The organism is Microbacterium sp. BH-3-3-3, from assembly GCF_007679045.1.
Classification (GTDB): Bacteria; Actinomycetota; Actinomycetes; order Actinomycetales; family Microbacteriaceae; genus Microbacterium; species Microbacterium algihabitans.
This window is the reverse complement of the sequence record NZ_VEFS01000005.1, coordinates 99,276-112,059: the sequence shown is the minus strand read 5'-3', so window position 1 is coordinate 112,059 and position 12,784 is coordinate 99,276. Positions and strand designations below refer to the sequence as shown.

The 12,784-nt window shown below is 73.0% G+C and carries 9 protein-coding genes; 2 read left to right on the top strand and 7 right to left on the bottom strand.

All coding sequences use genetic code 11. The annotated features are described in order from the left end of the window. Positions 1–76: 76 nt before the first annotated feature. The 4 genes from FS769_RS14125 to FS769_RS14110 form a co-directional block, all read right to left on the bottom strand. Positions 77–796 (bottom strand): glycosyltransferase family 2 protein, encoded by a 720-nt coding sequence (locus FS769_RS14125; protein ID WP_144834503.1) that lies wholly within the window; start codon positions 794–796, stop codon positions 77–79. Continuing rightward, positions 793–2,154 carry a PIG-L family deacetylase gene (locus FS769_RS14120; RefSeq protein WP_144834502.1) on the bottom strand — a complete coding sequence of 454 codons (1,362 nt, stop codon included), beginning with the start codon at positions 2,152–2,154 and terminating at the stop codon, positions 793–795. The genes FS769_RS14125 and FS769_RS14120 overlap by 4 nt, the downstream gene beginning before the upstream one ends. After that, the gene (locus tag FS769_RS14115; protein ID WP_260979770.1) at positions 2,148–3,203 is read right to left on the bottom strand and encodes an acyl-CoA dehydrogenase family protein; all 1,056 of its coding nucleotides are present in this window, start codon (positions 3,201–3,203) and stop codon (positions 2,148–2,150) included. The genes FS769_RS14120 and FS769_RS14115 overlap by 7 nt, the downstream gene beginning before the upstream one ends. 202 nt (positions 3,204–3,405) lie before the next feature. Next, on the bottom strand, positions 3,406–4,245 hold the full coding sequence (locus tag FS769_RS14110; RefSeq protein ID WP_144834501.1) for a helix-turn-helix transcriptional regulator: 840 nt from the start codon (positions 4,243–4,245) through the stop codon (positions 3,406–3,408). A gap of 165 nt (positions 4,246–4,410) precedes the next feature. On the opposite strand from FS769_RS14110, the gene FS769_RS14105 reads away from it, so the two are divergent. Beyond that, entirely contained in the window at positions 4,411–5,355 is a 945-nt protein-coding gene (locus FS769_RS14105; protein WP_144834499.1) for an SDR family oxidoreductase, read from the top strand. A 62-nt stretch (positions 5,356–5,417) separates the two neighbouring features. Here the strand turns inward: FS769_RS14105 and FS769_RS14100 are convergent, their stop codons facing one another. Then, a complete protein-coding gene (locus FS769_RS14100) occupies positions 5,418–8,546 on the bottom strand; it encodes a carbohydrate binding domain-containing protein (RefSeq protein ID WP_186325558.1) in 3,129 nt (1,042 codons plus the stop codon). 260 nt (positions 8,547–8,806) lie between these two features. Between FS769_RS14100 and FS769_RS14095 the strand changes: the two genes are divergently transcribed. Next, the gene (locus FS769_RS14095) at positions 8,807–10,351 is read left to right on the top strand and encodes a molybdopterin-dependent oxidoreductase (protein WP_144834496.1); all 1,545 of its coding nucleotides are present in this window, start codon (positions 8,807–8,809) and stop codon (positions 10,349–10,351) included. Positions 10,352–10,441: 90 nt separating this feature from the next. Here FS769_RS14095 and rocD read toward each other — a convergent pair whose 3' ends face one another. Together rocD and ddaH are read right to left on the bottom strand one after the other, a co-directional pair. Continuing rightward, positions 10,442–11,659, bottom strand: a complete 1,218-nt coding sequence (rocD, locus tag FS769_RS14090) for an ornithine--oxo-acid transaminase (protein WP_144834494.1) — start codon at positions 11,657–11,659, stop codon at positions 10,442–10,444. After that, positions 11,656–12,552 carry a dimethylargininase gene (gene ddaH / locus FS769_RS14085; protein WP_144834493.1) on the bottom strand — a complete coding sequence of 299 codons (897 nt, stop codon included), beginning with the start codon at positions 12,550–12,552 and terminating at the stop codon, positions 11,656–11,658. Before ddaH ends, rocD begins: the two co-directional genes overlap by 4 nt. Between the last annotated feature and the right edge of the window lie 232 nt (positions 12,553–12,784).

Here is a 12,784-nt window from a genome sequence, read left to right as displayed (position 1 = left end):
TCGTTGCGGGGGAACAGCCAGTCTGCGCGTGCGGCGCCGACGGGCGTGAGGTGGTTGACGAGCCCGGCGCGCAGCCCTAGGCGCCCTCGGCGGCGAGCGGGGGCGCGTCGATCCACGCGTGCACGCGGCGCAGGAACGCGGCATATCCGGCGGGCGTGCGTCCGGCGAAGCGCCCCGAGGTCTCGACCTCGTGCTCGTCGCTCGCCCGCACCCGCGCGCCGGTCGCCCGTGCGGCGTCGACGAGGGCGACGTCTTCGTGCAGGGCGAGATCCCGGATGCCGCCGACCTCGAGGTACGTGCGGGCCCGGATGCCGAGGTTCGCGCCGTGGACGTTCCCCGCCGGGCGACCGCGCGGGTGGGTGGCACGCCAGTACGCCGCGTGGCGATCGCTGAGGTCGGCGAAGTCGGGGCGCACCGTACCCAGCACGACGTCGATACCGGCGTCCATGAGGTCGAGCTGATGGGTGAGCCACTCGCGGGGCACCGTGGAGTCGGCATCCGTCATCGCGATCCACGTGCGTTCGGGATCCGCGTCGAGCGCGGCGAGACCGTGGGCCACTCCGACGCGGCGGGCCGTACCGACCACTCGCGACGAGATCTCGACCGCCTCGACCGGCCACCGGCGCACCTGCATCGCGGTGGTGTCGGTGCACGCGTCGAGCACGACGACGATCCGCGCGTCGAGATCGGGCTCACGCTCGCGGGCATGGGCGACGGCGCGGGTGACCGTCGCGAGACACCGCCCGATCAGCGCCTCCTCGTCGTGCGCGGGGATCGCGACCACCACGGCCCTCACGGCACGAGTCCCGCCTCGACGGCCACCGACCGGGCCCCGGAGCGGCCGTAGACCTCGAGCACGAAGTCGTCTTCCTCGTGTCGCACGAGGCGCACGAGGGTCGGCACCGCGGCGAGCGCGGCGTGCACGCTGTCACCGGAGCGCGGGTACTCGGCGACCGGATGCCGCCAGTGGCAGGCGACCAGATGGCCCTGGGGCTCGAGCGCCGACGCCGCCGCGGTCAGTCCGGCCGCGAGGTCGGCGTCGTTCCAGTAGTAGGCCACCTCCGACAGGACGACGAGGTCGAACACCCCGTCGGGCCAGTCGGCGGGGAGCGAGGCGACGCGCAGCTCGACGTTCGCCCGCCCCTCGAGTCGGCGCGCTGCCCGCTCCAGAGCCGCCGGCGACAGGTCGACGGCCAGCACCCGGTCACCGCGGTCGGCGAGCTCCCCCGTCAGCGCGCCGGTCGAGCACCCCGCCTCGAACACCGCGCGGTACCGCCGCCGGGGCAGGGCCGCGAGCAGCACCGCCCGCTTGCGCTGCTCGTACCAGCGCGAGTCGAAGCCCCAGGGGTCGTCGTGGCGGGCGTACATGCCGTCGAAGTACTCGGGGCCGACGCTCGCGGCGGCGGGTTCCGGGGCGAAGAAGACCTCTTCGTCGCGGGTGAAGTGGGCGTGCATGCGCGCGTGGATCATCGGTTCGTCGCCGGGCGCGGCCGACAGGGCCGACAGCTGGCTCTCGTGCGCGCGCAGGGCGCGGGCCTTGGCATCCCGGGCCGCGTCGTCGAGGGCCAGGCGCTCCGCGCGGGCCCAGAGCACGTCGTCGGGACTCCCCCAGTGCCACAGCCAGATCGGGAACGCGCGCGAACGCACGCCCCGCTGCGCGCAGACCTCTTCGACGATCTCGCCCACGACCCGGTGGTCGCGGTGGCCGTCTCCGCGCCAGGGCGACAGCACCAGCACGCGGTCGTCGCCGGCGCGGTCGAGCACCTCGTGCAGCGCCGCGGCGATGTCGTCGCGGTGCGCGTCGGTGCCCCCGTCGGGCAGGCCGAGGAACCGCGGCACGCCCGCGACCCCCACCGCCTCGACCGCCACGGCGACCTCGCGCCTGCGCACGAGAGCGAGGGTGGCGGGGCTGTGGGTCGGCGAGTCGGGGTGCGAGCCCTCGCCGTCGGTCACGATCACGATCTCGACGCGGATGCCGCGGGCCGTCGCGCTCGCGAGCAGACCGGCGGCTCCGAGGCTCTCGTCGTCGGGGTGCGCGGCCACGACGATCACCCGGTCGACGTCGAGGTCGAGCGTCACCAGGTCGCGGGCGGCGAGCGCGGCCGCCCAGATCGACTCGTCGGTGCCCGGGTCGCGGTGGTCGAAGCTCACCATGCGCCGTTTCCCGCCGCGACGTCGGCCCCGATGCGGGCGAGGTCGCGCTCCGCGTGATGCTGCCGCACGTACACCTGCAGGTCGGCCACGCGCCGCGCGTGGGACTCGTCGGCGGTCAGCGGCAGCGGGCCCAGGGCGTGCGCGGAGCTCGCGATGACCGTCTCGACCGCGTCGGCCACGACGGTGCGCGCGCGGGCTGCGCGCAGGCCCTGGCCGGCCGCGTCTCCCGCCGCGAAGACGTCCGCCGTCTCGACGAGGGCGGCCCGCGCCGCCCACAGCGCGACGTGGGCGCGGCCGAGGTGCATCGCCGCCACCTGATCCGCCCTCTCCGACCGCGCGGCGTCGCGCAGCGCCGTGCGCAGCGGAACGGCCCCGCCCCACCAGCACGCGGCGACGCCGACGCCGCCGTGCGCGAAGCCGGGGCGCCGCAGGTACCACCCGGGGTCGCCGACGGGCAGCGCGACGGCGCCGTCGACGTCGATCGGCGCACTGACGACCTGCGCGAGCCCGCGGGCATGCCAGGGCCCGGGCCGCGCGGTGACCGCGGGGTCGCGCAGGTCGACGGCGAAGAGCTGTCGGCGGTCGTCGTCGACCCAGGCCGTGACGAGGGCGTGCGAGAGGTGGGCGGCCAGCGAGCACCACGGCTTCGTGCCGTGGAACGTCCACGTGCCGCCGTCGTTCCGGGCCTCGAGGCGCATGCCCGCGCCTTCCGCGGCGAAGACCCCCCACGTGGCATCCGGATCCACGGCGATCTCGAGACCGGCGGATGCCGCTTCGTCGAGGATCGACAGCGCGTCGAGGTGCGGCTCGAGCACGCGGGCGGCCGCCACATCGCGCGCCGCGACCGAGGCGAGCAGCTCCCACCGGGCGGCGAGCGTCGACGGCAGGCGGACTCCGCTCGCCCATTCCATCGTCGCCGTGATGTCGCGGCCGAGCGCGTGCGTGGCATCCGCCGCGCGCAGCACCTCGCGGACGCCGTCGAGCGCGGCGTCGTCGAGAGAGTCGGAGGAGAAGAGCAGGGGGAACGGGAGGGGGGAACCGTCGGTCACCTCCCGAGCATCCGCCGAGCCACGGTGCGGCACCTAGATGCTTGACACGTGCCGCGTTCGTCCGGTGTGTTCGCGCCCGGCCCGCGGGGACGTGAAACGGCGAGGGCGCCGAGGCTGCATCTCGCTGACGAAACGGTGTCGAGCTGCAGCCGACTCGTCAGCGGGATGCCGTCTCAGCGCCCCACCGCGCCCGAGCCGCCCCTCACGCCGGCACCGACGGCCCGAGCACCGCCAGCAGCCGCAGCTTCTCGGCGCTCTCGGTGCCCGGGGCCGCGGTGTAGACGAGCAGCGAATGCGCCGTCTCGGGGTCGACGAGGGTCTGGCAGTGCACCTCGATCGTGCCCACGCTCGGGTGCACGAAACGCTTGGTCTCGGCGGGGCGCAGGCCCACCTCGTGCCGGCCCCAGAGGTCGCGGAACTCGGCACTGCGCCCGCGCAGGTCGTCGGCGAGGTCGGCCGCGTGCGACTGCGGCCCGCGGCGCCCGACGAGCTCGCGGAGCCCCGCGGCGAACAGCCGGCTGAGAAACGCGTGGTCGCGCGGGTCGTACACCGCGCGCGAGGCCGGGTCGGCGAACCATCGGTAGCCGAGGCTGCGGTGCGCGCCGCGGCGCAAAGAGGCGTCGCCGGTCAGCGCCACGCCCAGGCGGGACTGCCGGAGCGTCTCGCCGAGTTCGGTGACGACCTCTGCCGGGGTGTCGTCGAGGCGGTCGAGCACGCGCAGCAGCCCGGGACTGATGTGCTCACCTCCGGTGCCGCGATCGGCGGGCACGTGCCCCGCGAGGCGGAACAGGTGGTCGCGTTCGGCGCGCGAGAGGTGCAGGCCCTGAGCGATGGAGGCCAGCATCTGCTCCGACGGCTGTGGTCCGCGCTCGCGCTCGAGCCGGGCGTAGTAGTCGACCGACATGTGGCTGAGCGCGGCCGCCTCCTCGCGGCGAAGGCCCCGGGTGCGCCGACGCACTCCGCGCGGCAGCCCCACGTCTTCGGGCTGCAGCGCCTCACGGCGGGTGCGCAGGAAATGCGCCAGTGCGACTCGATCGATCACGGTGTCCCCCTCGGCCTCCTGTCTACCCGGCGCTCCCGGGCGGTGCCAGGACGCGTCGATCCCCCTTTGAGCGGATGCCGTGCCCCGGGCAGCCTCGGATCGCCAGGCCCTGTCTCTGCGGCGTCGATCGCGCGACGCTGGGACACACCGACCAAGGAGACCGACATGGCCCGCAGCGACATCGACATCACCCTCCCCGACCTCACCGGCCGTCGCGTCGTGCTCACCGGCGGAAGCGACGGCATGGGCGTGGTGATGGCGGAGCGCCTCGTCGACGCCGGCGCCGAGCTCGTGCTGCCCGTGCGCAACCGCGCCAAAGGCGAGGGCGTCGTCGCGCGGCTGCGCGAGAAGACCCCCTCCGCGCGGGTCGCGGTGCACGATCTCGACCTGTCGTCACTGGCATCCGTCTCCGCCTTCGGTGAGGCCCTTCGGGCAGAGGGGGCGCCGGTGCACCTGCTGATCAACAACGCCGGGGTGATGACCCCGCCCTCGCGCCAGGTCACGGCCGACGGCCACGAGCTGCAGTTCGGCACGAACCACCTCGCTCACGTCGCTCTCGTCGGGCACCTCTGGCCGTTGCTGCGGGCCGGGAACGCGCGCATCGTGTCGCAGGTGAGCGTCGCGGCGCGCACGGGTCGCCTCTCCTTCGACGACCTCGACAGCGAGCGCTCGTACGACGGTGCGCGCGCCTACGGCCGCTCGAAGATCGCGCTCGGACTGTTCGCCCGCGCGCTCGACGAGCGGTCGAGGCGCGAGGGATGGGGCGTGCGCAGCGTGGTCTCGCACCCCGGCGTCGCCCCGACCAACCTGCTCGCCGCCCGCCCTGAGCTCGGACGCGACGAAGACACCGTCGGGGTGCGCGTGGTGCGCTGGCTCTCGGCGCGTGGACTGCTGCTCGGCACGGTCGAGACCGCCGCGCTCCCCGCCCTGGCCGCGGCGACGACCGCCTCACCGCGCAGCGACGTGCTCTATGGCCCCACCGGCCTCGGCAACCTGGGCGGCGCCCCGGGGACCCACCCCCTGTACCGGCCGCTGCGCGATCTCGCCGAGGCCGATCGCGTCTGGGACGCCTCCCTCCCCCTCGCGGGCGTCGCCGACGCCTGGACCTGACGCGCGCGCAAGAGCCGACTCCGGATGCCGCGGCGCTCCGGAGTCGGCTCTGACGGTGACCCTCAGCCGAGGCGGCGCCGTCTGACGCGGTGCCCGGCGAAGACCCCGACCCCGAGCAGGGCCGCAGCGACGGCCAGGCCACCGAGCGGGCTCTCCGCCCCCGTCGAAGCGAGGGCCGCGGGCGCTGCCGTCCCCACCGCTGCCGCGGAGGTCGTGACGGTGCTCGCCCGGACGGCGGTCGGCGTGGTCGTTTCGGCGGCCGTCGTCGTGCCCGAGCCGCCCGTCGCCGAGAGGGCGTTCAACAGACGCACGCGGTCGATCGACACGGGACCGGTGGATGCCGTGCCCGCGACCTCGACCTGGTACCCCGTCACCGCCGTCAGACCGAGACCGTCGTCGGCCGCCCCCTCGGGTTGCTCGCCCGCACGGGAGAAGCCGGCGAAGGGCAGCTCGACCCAGCGCCACCCCGCCTGGTCGTCGACGAACGTCGTCTCGAAACGCTCAGCGGCATCGGGAGCCTGGTACACGCGGATGTAGTCCACCGCGAGCTCCTGCGGGAAGGTGAGGTCGCTCGACAGTGCCCCGCCGAAGTTGCCCCCGACCGCCATGTTCATGAGGAGGAAGAACGGGTGCTCGTACACCCACTCGTTCGGGGCGACGTCCTGGGGCGTCGCGGTGTGGAAGAGGATCCGCTCGCCGCCGTCGCGCTGCACGTACCAGCGGATCTGCCCTTGTTCCCACTCGACCGAGAACGTCAGCCACTGGTTGCTGAGGTCGGTGCCGAAGTCGTGGGTACCGCCGAACGACTGACCACCGGAGTAGCCCGGGCCGTGGATGGTGCCGAAGATCTCGGTGGGGAGCTTGCCGACGTACTCCATGATGTCGATCTCGCCGGTCTGGGGCCACCCGACCTCGCGGAAGTCGTCGCCGAGCGACCAGATCGCGGGCCAGATCCCCGCCTCGCCGTCGGGCATCTTGGCGCGCACCTCGACGCGGCCGTGCTGGAAGGTGTACTTGTCCTCGGTGATCAGTCGCGCCGACGTGTACTTGCACGGTCCGTACCAGCACGACAGGCCCGATGCGGCCGGGTCGTCGACGGCCCTGGTCGTGATGACCATGTTGCCGTTCCCGTCGTGGGCGGCGTTCTCGGTCGAGTCGGTGTAGTACTGCAGCTCGTCGTTGCCCCAGCCCCATCCGCCGGTCTCATAGGTCCAGTAACGGGGGTCGGCGGGAGTCCCGGCCGCGCCGTCGAACTCGTCCGACCACTGCAGCACCCAGTCCTCGGGGGAGCCCTGCGCGGCGGCGCCCGCTCCGGCACCGTCGTCGAGGCCCACCGTCACCCGGCTGCCGTCACCGCGACCGTCGTACCAGAAGCCCAGTCCGTTCTTCGCGCTCCAGTCCTGGGGCTGGGCGAACCGGTGGGCGTAGCCGCCCGCGCCGGTCACGTCGAGGACGTTCTCGAAGGAGTCCTGACCCGGGTAGGCGTCGGGGGCGGATGCCGCGATCTCGCGCGTCGCGAGTCCCGCTTCGCCGAGACCGTCCAGGCCGGTGGTGCCGTTCTCGAAGTCGTCGATCAACCCGTCGACGGGGGCGTCGTTGTCGGTGATGCTGACGCGGGCCACCGGAACCGTGCCGAGCTGCGCGTTCACGGCATCCGAGAAGCGCACGAGGAAGGTCTCGTCGACCTCGTCCTTGCCGTCGTCGATCGTGGGGACCGTGATCGTCGCCTCCCGCGAGCCCGCGGGGATGGTCACGGTGCCCGACCCCGACACGTAGTCGCGGTCGGGGGCGGCGGGCAGGTCCTCGGTCGAGGTGCGCTCGGTCGCGGCCTCGGTGCGCCAGCTCACCGTCACATCGGTGTCGCTCGTGCGCGAGAGTCGCACGCCGACCTGCGCGTCGGCGCCCTCCTCGACCGTGAAGACGGCGCGCGCCGGGTTCACCGCGATCGGTCGGTTCGGGTCGGCCGTGCCGAAGAGAGTGACGTCGTCGAAACGGAGGTCGGGGGCGACGACCGGCGACGACTGCTCGACGCCGATGCCGAAGCCGTGCACGTCGGTCAGGGTGAGCCCGTCGTCGGGGGCGCCGTTGCCGATGTTCTTGCGGGTGAAGTCAGCGAACGGCAGTTCGATGAACCGCCAGCCCGCCACGTCGTCGACGAACCGGGTCGAGAAACGCTCGGCGTCGTCGACGGTCGAGTCGGGGTTGCGGTTGTCGATCAGGTCGAAGAACAGGGGCGCCCCCGAACCGGTGCCTTTCATCCAGAACCCGACGCCGGTGAAGGCGCTCCAGTCCTGCGGCACCCACGTCTGTCCGTCGGGGGTGAAGGCGTCGACGAGAACCGCCCACGACCGGGTGTCGAAGCCCACGTCGAGCACGTCGTTGTCGGCGGCGGCGGAGGGGCGCTCGGCGTCCGCCACCCGGTCGAAGGTGGGGACGTTGCCCGCACCCTGCGCCGTGAACCATCCGAGGGCGGGCACGGCCGAGGGGTCGCCGCGGCGCAGGTCGGACTCGAAGTCCTCGATCACCCGTCCGGTCGGCGCGGTGCCGCCCTCGTCGGGGTCGGTCGGGTCGGTCGGGTCGGTCGGGTCGGAAGCGCCGGTGTAGAGACCGATCTCGTCGAGCTTGACCGTGGCCGCTCCGCTGTTCGCGGGGAACAGCAGACCGCGCACGAACGAGAGGTCGAGGGTGCCGTCGTTCGGCGCTCCGGCGTCCTGGTGGTCGGTCGCATACGAGAACTGCGAGAACGGGATGCGCACCAGGTGCCATCCCGCGCTGCCGAGCGGGACGACGGTGTCCCAACGGTCGCCGACGGTGGCTGTCGCCGAGGTCGCGTCGACGATCTCGACCTGGATCGACGAGCCGCTGCCGTCGCTGTGCAACCAGAACTGCATGCCGTCGGAGGCGCTCCAGTTCTGCGCGGGGCGGGAGCCGGTGTACTCGAAGCCGATCCCGCCGTAGTGCGGGTCGAGCCCGAGATCGAAGCCGTACGACAGCACAGCGGCGTTCGGTGCGCTCGAGAACGAGGCGAGGCCGGAGTCGGCCAGGCGCTCCACTCCCGCACCGGCGGCGCCCCACTGGACGTGGTCGGAGGTGCCGTCCTCGAAGGAGTACAGCGTGTCGACGGTGTCGTCGTCGGCCTGCGCCGCGGTGGGCGCGAGCCCTGTCGCGACGAAGCCCGTCAGGGCGGCCACGGCGAATCCGCGGCTCCATAGGGGTCTGGGTGTAACGGTCATCCTCGTCCTCATCGATCGGGGGTGGCGGTCCGCGAGTCGGGCTCGCGGGGCGCCCGTGAGAGCGCTCCCAAGACGGTAAGAACCCGCTGTGGGGCGAGTCAACGAACGGCAGGCCTATTCACCCGCGAGACCCAGCCCCCTCACCCGGGGTGATTCCGGTTGGCTGTGAATCCCGCGCGCCCGGAGCCATCGCGTCCGGCGCTCCATAGGCTCCGTGCGTGACCCCCGCATCTTCCCGCCGCCGCGACCTGCCCGCGATCGTCGCGTCGATCGCGGCCACCGTGCTCGGCGCCGGCCTCGGAGAGCTCGCCGCGGCGATCGTCGCGCCCACCGCGAGCCCGTTCGCCGTCATCGGCGGCGGCATGATCGACCTCGCCCCCGCGTGGGCGAAAGACCTGGCCATCGACCTCTTCGGCACGGGCGACAAGGCCGCCCTGCTGGTGGGCATCGCGGTGCTGCTGCTCGTCGTCGCCGGCGCCGCGGGCGTCCTCGAGCGGCGCAAGGCTCCGTGGGGTCGGGTCGCGCTCGTCGCCGTCGGCGTCGTCGGGGCGATCGTGTCGTTCACGCGGGCGGATGCCGGCACCCTCTCCCCCGTGCCGTCGCTGATCGCCGGGGCGGCCGCCGCCCTGGTGGCCGGTGTGCTGATCGCCCGGCTGCGTCGCGGGCGCGCGTCTGCGGCATCCGGTGACGACGACGGCGTCACCCGCCGCGGCGTTCTCGCCCTCTCCGGCGTAGCGGTGCTGGCCGGAGTGATGGCCACCGCCGGGTCGTTCGCGTTGAGCGGGGGCGCCCGGGCCGTCAGCGCGGTGCGGGCCGCGTTGCGCCTGCCGTCGCCCGCCACGACGACGACCGTCCCCGCCGCGGCCGACCTCGGGATCGACGGGCTCGCACCCGTCGTCACGCCCTCAGCCGACTTCTACCGCATCGACACCGCGCTGATCGTGCCCCAGGTCGACCCCGCCACCTGGACCCTGCGCGTGCACGGCCTCGTCGAACAGGAGGTCGTGCTGCGGTGGGACGACCTGATCGCCCTCCCGCAGAAGGAGACCGTCGCGACCCTCGTGTGCGTCTCCAACGAGGTGGGCGGGTCACTCATCGGCACCGCGCGCTGGCTCGGCGTTCCGATCCGCGACATCCTCGCGCGAGCGAAGCCGACGGCCGAGGCCGACATGGTGCTCTCGCGATCGGTCGACGGGTTCACGGCATCCAGCCCCCTCGAAGCCCTCACCGACGACCGCGACGCGTTGCTCGCGATCGGCATGAACGGCGAACCGCTGCCGATCGAGCACGGCTTCCCGGTGCGCCTCGTGGTGCCGGGCCTGTACGGCTACGTGTCGGCGACGAAATGGGTGAGCGAGCTCGAGGTCACCCGCTTCGACCGCGCCGAGGGGTATTGGACCTCGCGCGGCTGGTCGGAGCGGGGACCCGTGAAGCTGCAGTCGCGCATCGACGTGCCGCGCTCGGGCGCGCAGGTCGCGGCGGGCGAGACCGTCATCGCCGGTGTCGCCTGGCAGACCCACGTCGGCGTCTCGGGCGTCGAGGTGCAGGTCGACGACGGCCCCTGGCAGAAGGCGACGCTGGCGACCGCGATCTCGGCCGACACGTGGGTGCAGTGGAGCCTGCCGTGGAACGCCGCGAGCGGCTCGCACGTCATCCGGTGCCGCGCGGTGTCGGCCACCGGCGAAACCCAGACCTCCGACACGGCCGCGCCCGCTCCCGACGGCGCGACCGGCTGGGACCAGCGCACGGTGTCGGTGGCCTGACCCGGCCCCCGGTCGCGTGAGGGGTCATCTTCGGTCGCGTGCGGCGTCCGGAGGCGACAGGAAACGACCCCTCACGCGGGGAAAGCGCGCTCAGGCCGCGAGCACGTGCCGGATCTGCTCGACAGCCCAGTCGAGCTCGGTCGCACGGATCGTCAGCGGCGGAGCGATGCGGATCGTCTGACCGTGCGTGTCTTTCACGAGCACGCCGCGGGCCAGCAGCTTCTCGGCGACCTCGCGCCCGGTGCCGTACGACGGGTCGATGTCGACCCCGGCCCACAGGCCTGCGATGCGCACAGCGGTGACACCGTGGCCGATGAGCGTCTGCAGAGACGCCTCGAGATGGGCGCCCAGCGCCTTCGCGCGGGTCTGGAACTCTCCGGATGCCAGCATCTCGACGACCCGCAGACCCACGGCCGCTGCCAGCGGGTTTCCGCCGAAGGTCGAGCCGTGCTCGCCCGCGTGGATGACGCCGAGCACGTCGTCGTTCGCGACGACGGCCGACACGGGCAGGATGCCGCCGCCGAGCGCCTTGCCGAGCAGGTACACGTCGGGCACGACGCCCTCGCGGTCGCACGCGAAGGTCTCGCCCACGCGTCCGAGACCCGACTGGATCTCGTCGGCGATGAACAGCACGTTGTTCTCGGTGCAGATCTCACGCACGCGCTGCAGGAACCCCTCGGGCGGGATCACGACGCCCGCTTCGCCCTGGATGGGCTCGATCAGCACCGCGGCGGTGTTCTCGTCGATCGCCGCGGCGATGGCATCCGCGTCTCCGTATGGCACGTGCACGAAGCCCGGCGCGTACGGACCGAAGTCGTCGTGCGCCGTGGGGTCGTCGCTGAAGCCGACGATCGTGGTGGTGCGGCCGTGGAAGTTGCCGTTCGCGACGATGATCGTCGCGGCATCGGGGGTGATGCCCTTGGTGCGGTAGCCCCAGGCGCGCGCGACCTTGATGCCGGTCTCGACGGCCTCGGCACCGGTGTTCATCGGCAGCACGGTGTCTTTGCCGCAGAGCTGCGCGAGCGCCGTGGCGAAGGGACCGAGACGGTCGTTGTGGTACGCGCGGCTGGTGAGCGTGAGGCGTTCGAGCTGCTCGCGCGCGGCGGCCAGGATCGCGGGGTGACCGTGTCCGAAGTTCAGCGCGGAGTAGGCCGAGAGCAGGTCGAGGTAGCGCTTGCCCTCGACGTCGGTGACCCACACGCCCTCGGCGCGCGAGACGACGACCGGCAGCGGGTGGTAGTTGTGGGCGAGGTGCGCGCCCTCTTCGGCGATGAGACGTGCGCCGAGGTCGTCGACGGTGGTGCTCATCGCGATCCGCCTCGCAGTTCGAGCGTGCAGCACTTGATGCCGCCGCCGCCGAGCAGCAGCTCGGAGAGGTCGACCATGACGGGGGTGTAGCCGCGCTCGCGCAGCTGCGCCTCGAAGCCGACGGCGCGCGGCGAGATGATGACGTTCTTGCCGTCGCTGGCCGAGTTGAGGCCGAAGACCGCGCCATCGGCATCCGACACCCGGATGGCATCGGGGTAGCGCTCGCGCAAGATCGCCTGGCTCTTCTCGTCGAACGCGGTGGGGAGGTACGCGATGTTGGCCTTCTCCACTCCACCGGGGCCTTCGACGGGGTCGAGCACCGAGATCGCGGTGTCGAGGTGGTAGAACCGCGGGTCGGTCAGCGTCAGCGACACGACCTCGCGCGAGAACACCTCGCCGACCTCGCGGTGGCTGTCTCCGGTCGAGCGGAAGCCCGTGCCGGCGAGGATCGTGTCGCCCACGAGCAGGAAGTCGCCCTCGCCCTCGTTGACCTCGACGGGCTCGGCGACCTCGAAGCCGTTCGCCGCGAACCAGTCGATGAACGCGGGCGCCTCGGCGGCGCGCTCGCGGAAGCGGAACTTCGGGCCGTACGCGATGCCGTCGATCACGAAGCCGCCGTTGGCCGTGTAGACCATGTCGGGCAGGCCCTCGAGCGGGTCGATGAGCTCGATCTCGTGGCCGAGCGCGACGTAGGTGTCGTAGAGCGCCTGCCACTGCTTCACCGCGAGGTCGGTGTCGGTGGGCCGCGAGGGCTCCATCCACGGGTTGATGCTGTAGCTCACCGTGAAGTGCGAGGGGCGGCACATGAGGTACCGGCGGTGCTGCTGCACCCGCTCGGTCGCCGTCGCGGAGGCCACGTTCGATGTGGGCGTGGCGGTGGGGGTAGCGGACATCTCTGCTCCTCGGAGGAAAGGTGCGGCGGACGCTGTCCTGGGGCTCGGTGGCCCTTCGAACCCGGCGGCGCTCACCAGCTTCATGAGGCGCCGTGCGGGGAAAGGTCGGTCCGAGCACGCCGGTGTCATTCTCGCACGCGCGCGCGGAGGGGCGCGAGCGACGCGGCGGCTCGGCCCGGCGGCCGTCGCACGGCGTCATGCACCGCATGCGCCGCACCGCCCCGTGGGAGGA

What these genes read in the sequence shown, in the direction of transcription:
- FS769_RS14105 (WP_144834499.1), top strand. Translation starts at nt 4,411, where the DNA reads ATGGCCCGCAGCGACATCGACATCACCCTCCCCGACCTCACCGGCCGT.
- ddaH (WP_144834493.1), bottom strand. Translation starts at nt 12,552, where the DNA reads ATGTCCGCTACCCCCACCGCCACGCCCACATCGAACGTGGCCTCCGCG.
- rocD (WP_144834494.1), bottom strand. Translation starts at nt 11,659, where the DNA reads ATGAGCACCACCGTCGACGACCTCGGCGCACGTCTCATCGCCGAAGAG.
- FS769_RS14120 (WP_144834502.1), bottom strand. Translation starts at nt 2,154, where the DNA reads ATGGTGAGCTTCGACCACCGCGACCCGGGCACCGACGAGTCGATCTGG.